The organism is Candidatus Kuenenia sp., from assembly GCF_027493735.1.
GTDB lineage: Bacteria > Planctomycetota > Brocadiia > Brocadiales > Brocadiaceae > Kuenenia > Kuenenia stuttgartiensis_A.
The window spans coordinates 324017-341002 of sequence record NZ_JAOSKF010000012.1 but is presented as its reverse complement, the minus strand read 5'-3'; the positions used below and the strand labels follow the sequence as shown (position 1 = coordinate 341002).

The 16986-nt window shown below is 41.0% G+C and carries 16 protein-coding genes; 13 read left to right on the top strand and 3 right to left on the bottom strand.

Features of this window, described 5'->3' with window-relative positions; genetic code table 11:
- The first annotated feature begins 2 nt into the window (after positions 1-2).
- Positions 3-227 carry a hypothetical protein gene (locus M5U24_RS08130; RefSeq protein ID WP_157820346.1) on the top strand — a complete coding sequence of 75 codons (225 nt, stop codon included), beginning with the start codon at positions 3-5 and terminating at the stop codon, positions 225-227.
- Positions 228-836: 609 nt separating this feature from the next.
- Here the strand turns inward: M5U24_RS08130 and fliE are convergent.
- Positions 837-1139, bottom strand: a complete 303-nt coding sequence (gene fliE / locus M5U24_RS08125) for a flagellar hook-basal body complex protein FliE (protein ID WP_099323985.1) — start codon at positions 1137-1139, stop codon at positions 837-839.
- A 470-nt stretch (positions 1140-1609) separates the two neighbouring features.
- On the opposite strand from fliE, the gene M5U24_RS08120 reads away from it, so the two are divergent.
- On the top strand, positions 1610-2014 hold the full coding sequence (locus M5U24_RS08120; protein ID WP_099323986.1) for a hypothetical protein: 405 nt from the start codon (positions 1610-1612) through the stop codon (positions 2012-2014).
- A 347-nt stretch (positions 2015-2361) separates the two neighbouring features.
- Here the strand turns inward: M5U24_RS08120 and M5U24_RS08115 are convergent, their stop codons facing one another.
- The gene (locus M5U24_RS08115) at positions 2362-2676 is read right to left on the bottom strand and encodes a hypothetical protein (RefSeq protein ID WP_298202109.1); all 315 of its coding nucleotides are present in this window, start codon (positions 2674-2676) and stop codon (positions 2362-2364) included.
- A 573-nt stretch (positions 2677-3249) separates the two neighbouring features.
- On the opposite strand from M5U24_RS08115, the gene M5U24_RS08110 reads away from it, so the two are divergent.
- The 7 genes from M5U24_RS08110 to M5U24_RS08080 all read left to right on the top strand — a co-directional run bounded on the left by M5U24_RS08110 (position 3250) and on the right by M5U24_RS08080 (position 12623).
- Entirely contained in the window at positions 3250-4119 is an 870-nt protein-coding gene (locus tag M5U24_RS08110) for a prephenate dehydrogenase (RefSeq protein ID WP_099323989.1), read from the top strand.
- A 13-nt stretch (positions 4120-4132) separates the two neighbouring features.
- Positions 4133-7000 (top strand): phosphoribosylformylglycinamidine synthase subunit PurL, encoded by a 2868-nt coding sequence (gene purL / locus M5U24_RS08105; protein WP_099323990.1) that lies wholly within the window; start codon positions 4133-4135, stop codon positions 6998-7000.
- 296 nt (positions 7001-7296) lie between these two features.
- Positions 7297-8082, top strand: a complete 786-nt coding sequence (gene purQ / locus M5U24_RS08100; protein WP_099323991.1) for a phosphoribosylformylglycinamidine synthase I — start codon at positions 7297-7299, stop codon at positions 8080-8082.
- A 155-nt stretch (positions 8083-8237) separates the two neighbouring features.
- Complete coding sequence (locus M5U24_RS08095; RefSeq protein ID WP_230405677.1) at positions 8238-8708, top strand: NAD(P)H-dependent oxidoreductase subunit E; 471 nt, start codon at positions 8238-8240, stop codon at positions 8706-8708.
- 179 nt (positions 8709-8887) lie between these two features.
- Positions 8888-10540 carry a NuoF family protein gene (locus M5U24_RS08090; protein WP_099323993.1) on the top strand — a complete coding sequence of 551 codons (1653 nt, stop codon included), beginning with the start codon at positions 8888-8890 and terminating at the stop codon, positions 10538-10540.
- Between the two features lie 199 nt (positions 10541-10739).
- Positions 10740-11921 (top strand): HD domain-containing phosphohydrolase, encoded by a 1182-nt coding sequence (locus M5U24_RS08085; protein ID WP_099323994.1) that lies wholly within the window; start codon positions 10740-10742, stop codon positions 11919-11921.
- A gap of 3 nt (positions 11922-11924) precedes the next feature.
- Positions 11925-12623 carry a metallophosphoesterase family protein gene (locus tag M5U24_RS08080; protein ID WP_164995272.1) on the top strand — a complete coding sequence of 233 codons (699 nt, stop codon included), beginning with the start codon at positions 11925-11927 and terminating at the stop codon, positions 12621-12623.
- A 9-nt stretch (positions 12624-12632) separates the two neighbouring features.
- On the opposite strand, the gene M5U24_RS08075 is transcribed toward M5U24_RS08080, so the two are convergent.
- On the bottom strand, positions 12633-14171 hold the full coding sequence (locus M5U24_RS08075; protein WP_298202105.1) for a sigma 54-interacting transcriptional regulator: 1539 nt from the start codon (positions 14169-14171) through the stop codon (positions 12633-12635).
- A 377-nt stretch (positions 14172-14548) separates the two neighbouring features.
- Here M5U24_RS08075 and M5U24_RS08070 point away from each other — a divergent pair, with 377 nt between their 5' ends.
- The 4 genes from M5U24_RS08070 (at position 14549) to M5U24_RS08055 (ending at position 16833) form a co-directional block, all read left to right on the top strand.
- Complete coding sequence (locus M5U24_RS08070; RefSeq protein ID WP_099323997.1) at positions 14549-14974, top strand: Hsp20/alpha crystallin family protein; 426 nt, start codon at positions 14549-14551, stop codon at positions 14972-14974.
- A 34-nt stretch (positions 14975-15008) separates the two neighbouring features.
- A complete protein-coding gene (locus M5U24_RS08065; protein WP_099323998.1) occupies positions 15009-15419 on the top strand; it encodes an Hsp20/alpha crystallin family protein in 411 nt (136 codons plus the stop codon).
- A 133-nt stretch (positions 15420-15552) separates the two neighbouring features.
- On the top strand, positions 15553-16059 hold the full coding sequence (locus tag M5U24_RS08060) for an Hsp20/alpha crystallin family protein (protein ID WP_099323999.1): 507 nt from the start codon (positions 15553-15555) through the stop codon (positions 16057-16059).
- 297 nt (positions 16060-16356) lie between these two features.
- Entirely contained in the window at positions 16357-16833 is a 477-nt protein-coding gene (locus tag M5U24_RS08055) for a phosphate-starvation-inducible PsiE family protein (RefSeq protein WP_197705318.1), read from the top strand.
- Positions 16834-16986: the final 153 nt, after the last annotated feature.

The following is a 16986-nucleotide window of genomic DNA, read 5'->3' as shown; positions in this document are numbered from 1 at the left end:
AGATGTCACAAAAAACCGGGAATGCACCTGTATCAACCCCACAAGGGCATGAAAGCAGCAAGGGATGTGGTAAACCTGTCCCCCGCTGGCGGGGGATTAAGGGGGTGGAATTGTCTGCGGAGCGTGGGAAAGAGGGTCAAATTTGTTTTTATAATAAAGGGGTAGTTGAATCGGTGGAGAAATCCAGTCCACCCCCTGCACCCCCGCCAGCGGGGGACATAGTTTGAACAGGAGCATTCCCGATTTTTGGTTAACTAATTGTACATTGTAACACAAGCATCCAGCTTGTGGTATTTTACCCTCAAGCTGGAAGCTTGAGTTACTATTCTTCCCCTCCCCCCTGCTAATGGCATTTTTACAAAAAATCGGGAATGCTCCCGTTGAGTTGAGGAAGGTATTCTTTTGTCTTATTATTTAAACTGTTTACCAATGTCGAAACAGTCATATGTTGTAACACTAAATTAAAATAGTGATGTTTACCGCATAGTGTATGGACGAAGCATTTTGCTATAAATTGTCATAAATGCGTTCATACCCAAACACGGGCAAATGCTTCGCCCCTACTTTTTTCAAAAAACCAAAGTGTTACCAAATGTTTGACGAGGAGTAATTATTCAGCGTAAACGATACACGGCTTGTTACCAAACAGATACTTCACTATGTTCAGTACAAGGTTTGGGAACGAGTTGCGCTCTGATCTCCGGTAGTTTAATAAATTACGCTGAATAGTTACAACGAGGGAGGAAAAAGAATTATTATTTAAATGAAGAAGGTGCAAATTGATTTTTTGCGGGATGGTACATGCGGAACGGGTGGCCTTGGAGTGTGAAAAACGGCTATTTTTGTTCTTTCATTACTTCTGTATACGTTTTTACTAACTTATTACGGGCCTCCATCATATACTTAAAACTCACCTCCGCTTTTGACATGGCAACCATAACCTCATGTATATTTTCAACTTTGCCCGATGACAAATGCTCTATGCTATCATTGGTTTTTGTTTGCAACTCATTAATCTCATTAAAAAAACTGCCGAATGCATCCTGAAATGAAGTCCCTTTATCTGTTTGTTTCTTAGAATCAAAGTCATTCTTATGATTCTGAATTATTTGATCTTTTCCGAGGGGTGATATCGCCATAAAAGGAACTCTACATTGTATTGTATAGTTTAAAGGCAAGTCTATATATTTTTTGAATACGCAACAAACTGATAGACTAAGTATTGGGGATTTATTCTAACAACGTTGCTGGCGGTGTCAACAAAAAACCCCGCAATTAAGGTGATGCCATACCTGTCTTTTTAGAAATATTATTGGTGGATTCGGCGTAAAAACCAACGCCTTAATCCACCCTACTCATAATTTAAACGCAAAGGCAAAAAAAGATTTTTTACCGGATAATACTGTAGTAAGATATCCGGAGCAAAAATAATCTATGGTAATTGGTCATCAGTCTTTCGTCTTTCGTCTTTCGTCTTTCGTCACTCGTCATTGGTCAATTGTAAGCTTGTGAATAATTTTTTAATCTGTGAAATCTGTGGTTCCTCTTTTGTATTACCGTATTTCGTGCATGTTCGGTTCTGGCTTGTCCAGGTTAGGATAGTATTGATATGAAAGTGTTACTGTTCACCCTGTGCCAGGCGGCAAATATTGATATTAAAAATAATTTAAACATCCTCGGTGCCTTCGATATGATTACGACGACAAGGGTACCCATTGTATATTCCAGCACCCTTGTATTGAAATTGCGGTTTGGTAAAAGAGACGCGGGGAAGAAGACATTCAGAATATCTTTCATTGATGCAGACGGGAAAAAACTATTGCCCACACTAGAAAATGCGTTTTTCGTAACAATTCCAGACGGGAGTTCATTTTGCTTCATGAACTTTATTCACCCAATTCATAAATTACCGTTGAACCATTTTGGCAATTATTCCATAGATTTTTCTATAGACGGGGCACTTGTCTGGTCGTTTGAGTTGATAGTAGCCGAAGCAAGAAAAAATGTCACATAGCGCTGCAAAGGGGTTTTTACCAGGTGATGCTATAGTTTATTACGTGTCTGAAACCGGTTATCCAAATGAGAATCCCATTTTTTTTAGAATATGGATCCTTTTATCTCTCCATCGAACAAGATCATTTAAACCAATTTGTGGTGTTTTTTTCTCGATTTGTATGAGCTCCGGCAATCCTGATATCATTTTGGCGTCAATTTCCGGTCTTCCGCCGTCTATAGACTCTCTAAGGTTGACAAATGCATTTTGTGGCGGAATGTTATACGCTTTTATGAAATGAGAGACACTTTGCAAAACGCCCCGAAGGGTATATGTTCCGCGTCCGGTAACCGTAACGTTCTCACTCTCTACAAGTCTTTTTGTAAGGCTTTCATCATAAAAAAACTTGGCGATAATTCGTCCTGCCGTACAATTTTCAAGTTATTCTGCCCAAACATTTTTCTTGCATGTTCGACAAGAGACCTTTCCTGCTCTTTTATAGAAGAGAACACTAGCCCGTCTAAGACAACAAATCCATATACTCCTTCGTTTTTCGACACAGTCGTTATGCTGTTCAACAGTCTGGCATGGTATATCATTTTACCGGAAGAAGATAAGAGAAAACTCATATATGGACTTACCAATAAATATATTTCTTTTATGTTTCTGCTTTCCTCTAACATATTTCTTCAAGATTCCTTGCTAGTCTGCTATCCCTATCTATAACATTATACCCGTCATATTGGGCAGTGAAATTCCGTTTCTTATTCCAATGCCTGTTTGATGTATTTAATATATAATCACAAAACAAAACCAAGTCAAGGACTATGATTTAATTGTGAAGTACGAAATCCGAAACAAATTCCAATGGCAAAATGATTTGAAATTCCAAACAAGCACATCTTTTTTCATGCCTCGTATTGTTTTGCCTGCCTGTGCGCGATTGCACTCAGACAGGGCTGTTTTGGAGTCGTTTTGAATTTTATGCTTTGTTATTAGAATTTGTTTCGGATTTCGTACTTCGAATTTCGTATTTTTTACTTCGTGCTTGTTTGTTTCCAGCTACGCCAGCGTGGGTATTTATGCATGCATTTTTACTGTATACATTGCATTTGACAAGCATATTTGCTTTCCAAAAACCTACGGTTTAACAGAGTTTAAAACATTGACAAATTAACGTTTTAACGGTAATATGCGTTTCTCCAACGAATTCCATCTTACCTTCAATTTATACCATTAAATACACATTTTTTATCATGATGCAATTTGGGAATGTTTGCATAGTCGGTCCCGGTCTTATTGGCGGCTCTATCGGTTTGGCTTTAAGAAAGAGGAATCTGGCAGAGACCGTCATTGGAATCGGACATCAGGCTTCTTCCTTAGAAAGCGCCCTGAAAATAGGCGCCATAGATGTGGGACATTTAAACGCCGATAATGCAGTCAAAAATGCGGATATTGTTATACTTGCCACTTCGGTGGGTAAAATTATTGAGTTTGCAAAACAGGTCATCCCCTTTATGAAAAGCAATTCTGTCCTGACAGACGTAGGAAGCACCAAAAGCTATATCGTCAGGCAGATAACCAAAGACATGAGAGATGATATTTCTTTTGTAGGAGCACATCCGATTTCCGGTTCAGAGAAAAGAGGCATTGACCATGCTTCCCCGGATCTTTTTGAGGGATGCATATGTTTTATAACTCCATTCAACAGCAATAAAAAGGCGGTGGAAACTATTTCTCACTTGTGGAGTTTTCTGGGAGCAAAGGTGGAAAACATCTCTCCTGAAAGGCATGATGAATTGCTTGCATATGTCAGCCATCTCCCTCACCTTGCCGCATCATGTCTTGTAAATGCTATAGCGGAAGATGACTTAGCCTATGGTGCAAACGGCTTAAAGGATACCACAAGGGTAGCCTCCGGCGACCCGGAGTCATGGAGGGATATTTTTGGCCAAAACCGTGAAAATATGATAAAGTCAATTGACCGGTTTGTGGCAGAACTCACCGCATTTAAAAATGACCTGCTTTCCGGAAATAAAGATATGATACTGAAACGGTTGAAGAAGGCTAAGATATCCCGCGATAGCATTTTCCATAATAATTCCAGGACGCACGCTAAAGAATAAGCAGGTGGTTTTTATGCATTCAAGAATAGAAGTTTTTTTAAAGGATGAATATGCAGACCCGCTTGGGAAAAATGTTATATCAGAAATAGAAACCTTTGGTTTAGCGAAAGTAAAAAGCGTCAGAGTCCGGCAGGTCTATATCTTTTTCGGAAAACTGACTGAGAATGAATTAGACACTATTGCCAAAAAGCTTTTGGCAGATTCAGTCACGCAACATTACCTATGCACATCAGATTCTTCTCGTCAAACCCCTCACGAACACTTCCATATTATAGAAGTAAGCCGTAAACCCGGCGTTATGGACCCTGTTGAACAATCGGTTATAAAAGCGCTTCGGGATATTAATATTTCAGTTGACGGCGTTAAAACCGCCCATAAATATATGATTGACGCTTCTGTACCTGCAGAGGCGATACCTGTGATTGCAGCAAAGGTTTTGGCAAATACCAATATAGAAGACGTATTTATCTATCCTGAAATACCCAAATACCGGCAAACGGTTTTTAGCGCACCTTTTAAAAAGAAAACCATATCACTTATAAATGCACAAGACGTCCAATTGGAAAAAATAAGCGCAGAAGGCCAATTGTCGCTAAACATCCATGAGATGCGTGCAATTCAACAACATTATACCACTCTGAGGCGTGAACCAACGGACATTGAATTAGAAACCATTGCGCAAACATGGTCTGAACATTGTGTGCATAAGACCATGAAAGGACGTATCAATTTTAACGGAAAAATAATCGACAACTTACTGAAAAATACTGTGATGAAGGCTACGGAGGAATTGAATGCCCCTTGGTGCGTTTCCGTGTTTAAAGACAATGCGGGTATTATTGAATTTGACGAGGAATACAATGTCTGCTTTAAGGTGGAGACCCACAATCACCCTTCTGCAATAGAACCGTACGGAGGCGCCAATACCGGCATTGGCGGGGTAATTCGGGACATTATGGGCACGGGCCTGGGGGCAAAACCGATCCTGAATACCGATGTGTTTTGCTTTGGGATGCCAGATACGCCGCCTGAGAAGATTCCTAAAGGCGCTTTGCATCCAAAGAAGGTTTTTAAAGGTGTTGTTGCAGGGGTAAGAGACTATGGCAATCGCATGGGGATACCCACGGTGAACGGCGCCATTTATTTTGATGAACGGTATATCGGGAACCCCATTGTTTTCTGCGGTACGGCAGGCATTATCCCAAAGAATATGTGCCAGAAAGAATCCCGGCCTGATGATCTTATCGTTGTTGTGGGCGGGCGAACCGGGCGTGATGGCATTCATGGCGCAACGTTTTCTTCGGCAGAGTTGAATGAGCAGTCAGAACACATGTCAGGCGGCGCTGTCCAGATTGGCAATGCAATAACGGAGAAGATGACACTTGATACGCTGTTGCAGGCGCGCGACAGGGGATTGTACAACTGTATTACCGATTGCGGTGCGGGTGGATTATCTTCCGCTGTGGGCGAAATGGGACAGTATACAGGGGCTTGTGTTTATCTGGAGAAGGTTCCGCTGAAATATGAAGGGCTTTCCTACGCTGAAATATGGATTTCCGAGTCGCAGGAGCGCATGGTTCTTTCCGTTCCAAAAGAAAAGGAAATGGAGATTATTACCTTATTTAATGCAGAAAATGTTGAAGCGACAGTTATTGGGCACTTCACCGGCGACAACATGCTTCGGTTGTATTATCAGTCGGAAATGGTCGGCGAGCTGGAAATGGATTTCCTCCACAATGGCTTGCCACGATTAGAACGGGAAGCAATATGGAACGCGCCCGGTTTTGAAGAACCATCCCTCCCCGAAAAAGAAAATTATGGAACTGATTTAAAGAAACTACTTTCTGAATGGAATATTTGCAGCAAGGAATGGGTAATCCGGCAGTATGACCATGAAGTGCAGGGTGGAAGCGTTCTGAAACCGCTTCAGGGTGTGCAGAATGACGGGCCTGGTGATGCAAGTATTATTAAGCCGGTACTGTGGCGAAACAAGGGCATTATTGTATCAAATGGCATGAACCCCCGCTATGGCGATATTGACCCCTATCATATGGCCGCATCTGCCATTGACGAGGCATTACGCCAGATTATCTCCGTTGGCGGAAATTTAAAGCGCGTTGCCTTGCTGGATAATTTTTGCTGGGGCAACACAAATAAACCCGACCGCCTTGGAAGCCTTGTCATGGCTGCACAGGCTTGTTACGATATTGCCGTGGCTTACGGGACGCCGTTTATTTCCGGAAAGGATAGTTTGAATAATGAATTTATTACAGAGACGGAAACAATTGTTATACCGCCTACGCTTCTCATATCTGCGATTTCCGTTTTGGATGATGTAAGGAATGCCGTATCCATGAATGCAAAGGAACCGGGAAATTTAATATATCTCGTCGGCGTGACCCGTAATGAATTAGGCGGTTCGCATTATTACTATATTCATGGGCATAAAGGGAAAAATGTGCCGGTGGTGAATGCTTTTTCAGGAAAAAAAACCATGAATACCCTGTCGATAGCAACAGCCCATGGCATTGTGCGGTCGTGCCATGATTGCTCGGAAGGCGGATTGGCCGTTGCAGCGGCAGAGATGGCATTTGCCGGAGGCTGTGGGATGGAACTTAATCTTTCTCAGGCAGTTGTCGAGGGCGAAATAACAAGAAATGACACGATCCTTTTCTCTGAAACCAACACGCGATTCCTTGTTGAGGTTAAGCCGGAACATAAAATAGAATTTGAGGCAGTGATGAAAGACGTACCCCACGGTTTATTGGGCAAAGTAAGACAGGAACCCTGTCTGAAAATTATCGGTTTAAACAATATCACTATCATAGAAGAAGACATTTATGCCTTGAAAGAAGCATGGCAGTCTCCGCTTCGATGGTAATGCGTATGGATGGGTAAGAAAAACCTGTTTTTGACCTGTCTGACTGGAGCAAACATTCACCACTAAGCTGGCTTAGCCAGAACTAAACAAGCACGAGATAAAAAATGCGAAACAAATTCCAAAATACAAAATCCAATGAAAAAAACCGGGTCTTGAATATTTGAAAATTAAAATTTAGAATTTGTTTCGGATTTCACCATCAAATATTTTGCCAAAAAGCACGCACTGACGAATGGAAGTGTGCGAAGAAATTACTGATACTCCTCTTCATTTGTTATTGATTCAAGGTATTTTCCATGAAAACTCCAAAAATCTTAGTCCTTCGGGCTGCCGGAACAAATTGCGACAACGAAACGAAGTACGCCTTTGAAAAAGCTGGAGCAAAGGCAGAGGTAATTCATATTAACGTCCTGCTGAGCAATAAAAAAATACTGGAGAACTATCAATTATTAGCTTTACCTGGAGGGTTTACTTACGGGGATGATGTGGCTGCAGGTAAAATTCTGGCAAACCAGATAAAATACAATCTGGAAGATGAAATAAAAAATTTTATTGATGCAAAAAAACTCATTCTGGGCATATGCAATGGTTTTCAGGTGCTGGTGAGAGCGGGTTTGCTGCCTTCGTTTGAAAGATTTCATCAGGAAGCAACGTTAACCCACAACGATTCCAATAAATTTGAAGATCGTTGGGTGTATTTAAAAATTTGTGCTGACACATCATATTTTATACGCCGGGAGCATGCTCCAATTCTTTATTTGCCGGTAGCACACGGCGAAGGCAAATTCCTCGCAAAGGACAAAGATGTTTTGGATAAAATAGTGAAAAACCGCCAGATAGTCTTTCAATATGTTGATGAGAATGGGGAAGATGCGGGCTATCCTATGAACCCCAATGGGTCGGTTCTGAATATAGCAGGCATTTGTGACCAGACGGGGCAAATTTTAGGCATGATGCCGCACCCCGAAAGAAATGTTGACCCAACACAACATCCATGCTGGACACGTCAGGGACTGAAAGATTCGGGGGATGGCTTTTTGATTTTTAAAAATGCGGTTCAATATATAAAGGAATTTTTTTAAACTTTTACAATAAGTAAGAGCGAAGCATTTGCTCGTTTGGGTATGAAAGCATTTATAACAATATACAGCATACAGCAAATGCTTTGCCCCTACATTAACAATAGTAAGAAAGCATTACCGGAATAGTATATTTTTTATTGCAAGGAGAAGTAATTATGTCGGATGAAGCAAATTCATTATCATTTAATTTAGACAAATGTCATGCCATTCTTTCCCGTGCCGCGTCAAACGATTTAATTCCGATATTACAGGAGATGCAGGAGGAGTACGGATATTTGCCCCTGACGGCAATGGAAGAAGTGTCGGTGCGGACGGACATACCGTTGAGCAGGATATACGGAGTCGTGACTTTTTATTCGCAATTTTCGCTGGTTCCCCGAGGAAAACATACCGTCAGGCTGTGCGCCGGCACTGCCTGCCACATAAAGGGCGCCCCGGACATCGGGGAGAAAATAGCAGACGTCCTGCAGGTAAAAGAAGGCGAAACAACACCTGACTATAAATTTACCCATAAAACGGTAGCATGTTTAGGCACGTGTTTTTTGGCGCCTGTAATGATGATAGACGACCGCTATTATGGGAAATTGACTGAAGAAAAAACCGAGGAAATTCTCAAGAGTTATTAGGGAATTTTAGATTTTAAATGTTAAATTTTAAATTAATTCAGAATTCAACATTTCGGAAGCGAGTTGTGCTTCGGTAGTTAAATAGATTACACTAAATAGTTACAATATTAAATTAATTTTAATTCAGAATTCAGAATTTAAAATTCAACATTTCTATTAGGAATGGAGGAGAAGTGTTAATGGAAAAATTGAATAGCATTGATGCCCTGAAAAGGTATAGAAAATCTTTGGAAGCGGAAAAAAGCAGCGGGGAGAAAATACGTATTTTAATTTGTACGACAGGTTGCCGGGCGTTGGGGGCCTGGGAAGTGTACAAAACCTTTCAGGCGGAAATTGAGATGCAGTCCCTTAAAGACAGGGTGGAAGTGGTGGATACCGGCTGTCAGGGATTGTGCACAAGGGCGCCTGTAGTAACGGTAGAGCCAATGGGGGTATTTTACGGCAGGGTCACGGAGAGTGACGTGCATGAGATAGTTTCCAGGACAGTCCTTAAGGAGGAAATCATTGAAAGGCTTTGCTGCACGGAAGATGGAAAACGGGTACCCTACCGGAAAGACATATCCTTTTACAAAAAGCAGAAAAAGATTGTATTAAGGAACTGCGGGGTAATCGACCCGAAAAAGATAAGTGAATACATTTTGAGGAATGGGTATGCCGCCCTTGAGAAAGTACTTTCCGGCATGTCCCCTGACAAAGTAATTGAAGAGGTGAAGGCATCCGGTCTGCGGGGACGTGGCGGGGCCGGATTTCCGACGGGGAAGAAGTGGGAGTCTGCAAAAAATGCCGTGGGTGACGAGAAATATGTTATCTGTAACGGAGACGAAGGGGATCCTGGTGCATTTATGGACCGTGCGGTGCTTGAGGGAGACCCTCATTCTGTAATTGAAGGGATGTTGATTTGCGGTTATGCTATAGGTTCCGGGAAGGGGATAATCTATGTGCGGGAAGAATATCCTATTGCCGTGGAACATGTGAAGATAGCCATAGGCGATGCCCGGTCACTTGGATTGTTGGGGGAGAATATATTAGGGAGCGGATTCCATTTCGATATAGAAGTAAAAATGGGTGCAGGTGCATTTGTATGCGGCGAGGAGACGGCATTGATTGCTTCTATTGAAGGTGAACGCGGGATGCCGCGTCCGCGTCCTCCTTTTCCTGCGGTAAGCGGATTGTGGGGAAAGCCAACGAATATAAACAACGTGGAAACACTGGCAAATATTCCGGTAATAATCCTTGAGGGTGCGAAGTATTTCAGCGCAATAGGAACGGAGTCGAGCAAGGGGACGAAGATATTTGCACTGGCGGGCAGTGTAAACAATACGGGACTGGTAGAAGTGCCGATGGGAACAACGCTTCGTGAGCTGGTGTTTGAAATAGGCGGAGGCATACCCCGTCGCCGGCAATTCAAGGCGGCGCAGATGGGAGGTCCTTCGGGCGGATGTGTGCCTGAGCAATACCTTGATACGCCGATTGATTATGAATCGGTAAAAGAGGTTGGGGCGATAATGGGGTCCGGGGGACTTATTATCATGGATGAAACCACCTCTATGGTAGAGATAGCGAGGTATTTCATGGAATTCTGCCAGAATGAATCATGCGGGAAGTGTACTCCGTGCAGGGTAGGTACTAAGCGGATGCTGGAGATACTGACGAGGATAGCAAACGGGGAAGGGGAAAGAGAAGATATTGGCCTTCTGGAAGAACTGGCGGAAGCAACCAGGACGTCTTCGCTGTGCGGACTGGGACAAACATCTGCGAATCCCGTTGTTTCTACGCTGCAGTACTTTAAAAATGAGTATGAAGAGAATATCGCCAAAAAAGCATCAGCATAAAATGTGAGATGAAATCTGAAACACGAAATACTAAATACAAATCCACCCTCTGTACCCCCCCGCTAGCGGAGGACATTCTCCCCCTTTGGAGGGGATAAGGGGAGAGGGTTGAGGAAGTCATATAACAACGTGGAGCATTTTGTTATATAAGAAGATTGTGTTATAAGTTTTTAAATTTTTATGATGTTATGCAATATTTATGATTAAAAAACATATAAACAGCTTATCACCCGGTATGGTGCTGGGTAAACCAATTTATGGAGAGAATTATGAGGTATTGCTAAAGAAAGGCGTTGAACTATCGCAGGGGTATATCGATAGGTTGAAAACAAGGGGATATGCTTGTCTTTACATAGAAGATAAGGATACGGAAGATATTGTTATTAAAGACCCGATTTCTGATAAAATTCGTCTTATGGCAACGAAGGATATTCTTAAAACTTACAAGGTAACGCAGACAGCCATTGTCGATATAGAAGCGGATACTTCAGAATCAGTTATCCGAAGCATCAATACCCCAAAGGTGAAAAGAACTTTTCAGGAAAGCCAGGCATTCAAACAAATGGTTGAGAATATTGACTCTTTCCTTGAGGAAATTATGGGACAGGATATTTTGTCCGGTTTGAATTCAATAAAGACAGTAGATAATTATACCTTCGAGCATTCTATAGATGCAGCAATAATATCGTTGATTATTGCAAGAAGGCTGTATCTTGACAAAAAAAAACTGAAACAAATAGCCATCGGCGAGTTTTTACACGATATAGGCAAGATTTTTATTGACGTAAAGCTGCTTAATAAACCGGGTAAGTTAACAAATGAAGAGTTTGATAAAATAAAACAGCACACTTCTTTTGGATATGAGTTACTTAAAGATATTGACACTATCGGATATGTATCTGCGCATATCCCTTATCAACATCATGAGAGGCAGGATGGGAAAGGATATCCGCGTGGCCTGGCGGGGAATAATAAGCTTGATAAGGGAGAAATCACCTATGTAGAGCATGATAAAATGATTATGGGTGCGGAGATTGCTGCCGTTGCCGACGCCTATGACGCATGTATTTCAGACCGCCCGTATCGCAAGGGAATGCCCCCTGATCTGGTGTATGATCTCATAAAAAACGGCGCCGGCACGCAATTCAACGAAGAATTAGTGAATTGCTTTTTAACGGTAATGCCGAAATATCCTGTAGGTTCAGAAATCAAGGTTATACGGGGAATGTATAAAGATTTTACGGGCGTTGTCGCCTCTGTAGAAATTTCACAAATGACCAGGCCAAAAGTAAAATTATTGTACGATAATAAACAAGGCAAAATCAAACCTGTTGAAATTGATTTAAAAAGTGATGCTTCTTTTGAAATTCAATGTATTTAAGAAATGAAGATCCTTATAATCTCTGATATCCATGGAAATGAAGCAGCATTAAAAGCCGTTTTGGAAGAAACAGCCGACATGATATTTTGTCTTGGCGATATCGTCAATTATGGGCCATACCCGAAAGAGTGCATAGAAAAAATCCGAAAATTAACGGACAAGATTGTCCGCGGAAATCATGATAATGCCATTGGTAAAAACATGGAATGCGGCTGTTCTGAAAAATATAAAGCACTGAGCGATCAAGGGAAGATTTTTACGAAAACCATACTGGATGCCGGCGAAAAAGAATTTCTTGCAAACCTTCCGCTAACGCTAAATACAGAGGCAGGCGGCGTAACATTCCTGTTGTCTCATGGCTCACCCGGCGGAGATATTTACAAATACCTCCGGCCCGAAGTTTCCGATAGTGAAATGGAAGATGAATTAAAAGGCGTGCGGGCAAATATCGTTTTGCTTGGACATACACATCTGCCTGTGGTGCGTAAGGTAGGTGAGATAACCGTCGTCAATCCGGGAAGTGTTGGTCAGCCGCGCGACGGGATACCCCTGGCTTCGTATGCCATATGGAAAGACGGCGCCCTGGAGATAAAACGGGTACCATATGATATTGATGCTACGGCAAGGGGATTGCAGCATACAACGATACCTGCCGATCACGTAGCAAGGCTTGAAGAAATTTTAAGGAAAGGCAGGATGTAATTAACAACGCTATTTAAATAAACTCTTTTTAAGTGAAAATTTTTTCATTTTATTTAAAATCGTACGTCTGTTAAGGCCTGTGCATGCTGCTATACTACCTATCCTGCCATGATGCTTCTGAAATACGCTGACAAAATATTCCCGCTCCAACATATCCAAACGTTTCTGCAGATCCTCATAAGAGGAAATATCAGGTCCGGCATTTAAGGGTTTGGGGAGACAAAGGTTCGTAGTCGCGGAATGGTCTGTCGGCAACTCTATATTTTCGATAGTTTCGGATTCTTCCAGAAGGACAGCCTTTTCGATGACGCCTTCCAGTTCCCTGATATTGCCAGGCCATGAATATGCCAAAAGTTTTCTTAAGGCGTTTGGCGATATGCCGTTTATATTCTTTTTGAAGCGAATGTTGAATTTTTCAATAAAATGATTTACCAAAAGCGGGATATCATCGGCGCGTTCTTTTAGGGATGGAAGCCTGATTGAAATAATATTCAGCCGGTAAAAGAGGTCTTTCCGAAACGTTCCCTTTTCAATTAATTCAAGGATATCCTGGTTTGTTGCAGCAATAATGCGAATATCTACTTTTATGGTCTTTTCGTCCCCTACCCGTTCTATGTACCTTTCCTGCAGTACCCGCAACAACTTAACCTGGGTGGGAATCGACAACTCTCCGATTTCATCCAGAAATATGGTCCCTTTATCCGCAAGTTCAAACTTCCCTTTTTTGTCCCGAATAGCACCGGTAAAAGAACCCTTGACATGGCCAAAGAGCTCGCTTTCCAAAAGGGTCTCCGGCAAAGCAGCGCAATTTACGGCCACCAGGTTATAGTCTTTTCTGTGGCTATTATAATGAATTGCCCTTGCCACCAATTCCTTTCCTGTTCCCGTCTCTCCCGTAATAAGAACCGTTGAATCGGTTTGGGAGACCTTTTCGATCAGGTCGTAAATATTCTGCATCAAATAACTCTTACCGATCAGGCTATGAAAACTATACCGCTCTCTTAATGAAGTCTGCAAACTCCGGATAGTAGTATTTTTAACCTCTAATTCCTGAAACAAGGCCTTTAGCATCTTCTGAGATTCCTGATATTGAATCTCCTTATATACCCTTTTTGTAACATCCTTACTGATAGAAAGCACACCTTGCAGTACGCCGCCACCATCAAGGATAGGAATACAACTCTGGTCAAAAAAGTGTGTAACTTTATCTGGAGAAATAATCTGCAGTTCTTTAATAGTGAATGCCTTTTTTGTTTTAAGAACATTATTAAGGTTTCTGGCCAGTTCCTGTTCTATCGATCTAAGCCGCAAGGCCAGGTAGTTTGTGCCTTTTACCTCATGAAAACTCACGCCAAATGTCCGTTCCGCAGATTTATTCATAAGCACAATGTTAAGATCCTTATCCAGGATAATAACATCTGAATCAAGGTTATCTATAATCGACTTGTCAATTTCCCCGTCACTCGCCAGGAAATAAGGCTGAATATCCGCATTACCTCCGATGTCGGGAACAAACAATTTTTGAACTGAATCCTTTTTTTCTTTCATAATCGTATTGAGATTATTTCAAATAAATGAGAAATATATTTCCCTTGCTACAATAAGATAATATTATCCATAACTTCCATATAAACAAGGAATAATGTAAAAAGTCCCCATAAATACCGCAAGATCGTACGTAAAATGCAACACATTTGAGCATGTAAATCCACAATAAAACGGAATGGCTCTTCCCATTATCCAACGATATAACGTCTTTAAAATGCGTCAAAATAGATAACATTTGTACTAATGGCAACTTACGAAATATGGCACATTCATTGCTCAAAGAACAACCAGCAAAAAACATTTTTAAAATACGGCATATGCCGCGGCAAGTTTAAAGAACAATTTTTTATTACCTTTTTGAAAGGAGGTTTTGGTTTATGATGATGCCGCTATCAAGAACACTTGAAACGTTATTGGGGCTTCAGGAAGCGCTGGATCTTACGCGTGATGCGGGATTTTTTGAGAACGGTACCGCAAGTAGCGGGGTATATCCGCCTGTAAATATTTTTGAAAAAAATGGGGACTTGGTACTCGTTGCAGAATTACCGGGAGTAAAAAAAGAAGACCTGAACATAGAGGTGAAGGAGAACATATTACGATTATCAGGAACACGTACAATCGACTACGGAAAAAATGTCAGTTATCACCGTATCGAACGTAATTTTTCGGAATTTGACAGGACGTTAAGACTGCCGTTTAACATTGAATCTGAAAAAGTTCAGGCAGAGTATAAAGAAGGTCTTTTGGTAGTTTCCTTGCCACGTGCAGAGACTGATAAACCGAAAAAGATTGCAATTCAATAATTAATCAATAATCAAATTATGAGAGGAGGATAGTATGGGTAACGAAGCAAAAGAAGTTGCAAAGGCTGAAAGTCGGAAACCAGTAAAAACTGAGTTTGAAGGCGAAAAAACGGTACCAGGAAAATATTATGTTCCCAGAACAGATATAGTTGAAACAGAAAAAAACCTGGTTGTTTGCATGGATGTCCCGGGTGTAAAAAGGGAGAACATAAATGTCATGCTGGAAAATAATATCCTTGAGGTTGATGCCAAGATTGACTTCTCGCCGTATGAAAACCTCAATCCGGTATATACTGAATACAATGTAGGCCATTATACACGGAAATTTACCGTATCAAATACCATTGATACCGAGAAAATTGATGCAAACCTTGCAGATGGCGTCTTGGTCCTGACACTTCCAAAGGCTCCAGAAGCACAACCAAGAAAGATTCAAATAAAATGACAAGAGTTGGCAAAAAGCAATTAACATTGTTTCTTATGAATAAATTTTGATTTGACATGTTTGTTGTTAGTGAAAGAAAAGGAGGTTTTTTGAATAATGAATATCTTACATTTTCTTTAGAAAGGAGGCTATTATGGCCTGGAAAGACTTAATTACCTGGAACAGGAAGAAGCAACAGCAATTACAACCTGAGATGCGGCATCCCGTTGCCACACTCCATCGGGAAGTGGATCGGTTATTTGATGATTTCTTCAGAGGTTTTGACAGATTTCCATCCATTTCCTTTAAAGAAGAACGATTCGCAGAATTTTCGCCGAGAATAGATGTAAGTGAAAATGACAGAGAGATTGAAATTACTGCAGAAGTACCGGGTATGGATCAAAATGATGTTGAAATTACTTTGAGGGATGATGTGCTTACGATTAAGGGAGAGAAGAAACAGGAAAAAGAAGAAAAAGACAAAGAGTACTATCATGTAGAGCGGAGTTATGGGTCATTTTACCGCTCTCTGCAACTTCCATGTGAAGTTGACCAGGAAAAAGTGAAGGCATCATTCAATAAAGGAGTGTTGAAGATACATCTACCCAAAAGCGTAAAAGCGCATGAAAATGTGCGAAAGATTGAAGTAAAAAGCGAGTGATTGTGATGGTTATTATGGAAGCGCTTATTATCGCTGCCATGCGATTGGCGCTTCCATAGTAGATGTAATTTACCACTGGGCATTTATTATTTTCAAAATAAAAACAATTGCACCTATGATAGTTTGTTACGTGATTGGGAAACACCTGAGGTTGAAAAAGATACTTCAACGCCTTATTTTGCAGTAGCCGAAGCAAATGGAAAAAATACGAAATTCTTTGGGACACCAATATAGAGTATGTAGTAGAAGTTTGCGTAATCAATGTTTTTTGTTTTGCATTACAAGAGAGTTAAGGCTATGGAGTTGAATACGAAAGGCAAATTGCCGCATCCGGAAAACTGGAAATCAATGCATTTTTATGAAAAATTTGAGCATATTGTCTCAATTGCTTTAACGGTTATAATTTCAATTGTGATCATTATTGCTTTTTTACGACTCATAGTTGATGTATACAATCTCCTTATAGTGCTTGCCCTGAATCCAATTGAACATTCAGTATTTCAGACAATTTTCGGAATGATTATGACATTACTCATTGCTCTTGAATTTAAGCATTCAATTCTTCAGTCAATATTCAGGCGGGCAAGCATTGTTCAGGTAAGGACGGTAATGCTTATAGCAATACTTGCGTTGGCTAGAAAACTTATCATTCTTGATGTAAAAACCGAATCACCCGCCATTATTGCAGCGCTTTCTGGTGCTTTGCTGGTGGCAGGTATTGTGTTCTGGCTCATAAAGGAAAGAGAGGATAGCGCGAGATACAAAAACAGATAATCGGTATCATAATTCCGAATAATATTAAACGGAAAATAAAATTACCATAACTTTTGCAGGCTAGTATGTTTTAGTGTTTTGTAACCGGCAGTTGATACAGCGGTTAATCAGGGTCGCGTCAAATTCTTATTTAACCAATTACAATATAAAGAA

Bases quoted from the DNA above. Each gene is read 5' to 3' on its own strand.
- fliE (WP_099323985.1), bottom strand. From the start codon at position 1,139: ATGGCGATATCACCCCTCGGAAAAGATCAAATAATTCAGAATCATAAG.
- M5U24_RS08130 (WP_157820346.1), top strand. From the start codon at position 3: ATGTCACAAAAAACCGGGAATGCACCTGTATCAACCCCACAAGGGCAT.
- M5U24_RS08055 (WP_197705318.1), top strand. From the start codon at position 16,357: ATGGAGTTGAATACGAAAGGCAAATTGCCGCATCCGGAAAACTGGAAA.
- M5U24_RS08090 (WP_099323993.1), top strand. From the start codon at position 8,888: ATGGAAAAATTGAATAGCATTGATGCCCTGAAAAGGTATAGAAAATCT.
- M5U24_RS08080 (WP_164995272.1), top strand. From the start codon at position 11,925: ATGAAGATCCTTATAATCTCTGATATCCATGGAAATGAAGCAGCATTA.
- purQ (WP_099323991.1), top strand. From the start codon at position 7,297: ATGAAAACTCCAAAAATCTTAGTCCTTCGGGCTGCCGGAACAAATTGC.
- M5U24_RS08120 (WP_099323986.1), top strand. From the start codon at position 1,610: ATGAAAGTGTTACTGTTCACCCTGTGCCAGGCGGCAAATATTGATATT.
- M5U24_RS08095 (WP_230405677.1), top strand. From the start codon at position 8,238: ATGTCGGATGAAGCAAATTCATTATCATTTAATTTAGACAAATGTCAT.
- purL (WP_099323990.1), top strand. From the start codon at position 4,133: ATGCATTCAAGAATAGAAGTTTTTTTAAAGGATGAATATGCAGACCCG.
- M5U24_RS08070 (WP_099323997.1), top strand. From the start codon at position 14,549: ATGATGATGCCGCTATCAAGAACACTTGAAACGTTATTGGGGCTTCAG.
- M5U24_RS08075 (WP_298202105.1), bottom strand. From the start codon at position 14,171: ATGAAAGAAAAAAAGGATTCAGTTCAAAAATTGTTTGTTCCCGACATC.
- M5U24_RS08110 (WP_099323989.1), top strand. From the start codon at position 3,250: ATGATGCAATTTGGGAATGTTTGCATAGTCGGTCCCGGTCTTATTGGC.
- M5U24_RS08115 (WP_298202109.1), bottom strand. From the start codon at position 2,676: ATGTTAGAGGAAAGCAGAAACATAAAAGAAATATATTTATTGGTAAGT.
- M5U24_RS08060 (WP_099323999.1), top strand. From the start codon at position 15,553: ATGGCCTGGAAAGACTTAATTACCTGGAACAGGAAGAAGCAACAGCAA.
- M5U24_RS08085 (WP_099323994.1), top strand. From the start codon at position 10,740: ATGATTAAAAAACATATAAACAGCTTATCACCCGGTATGGTGCTGGGT.
- M5U24_RS08065 (WP_099323998.1), top strand. From the start codon at position 15,009: ATGGGTAACGAAGCAAAAGAAGTTGCAAAGGCTGAAAGTCGGAAACCA.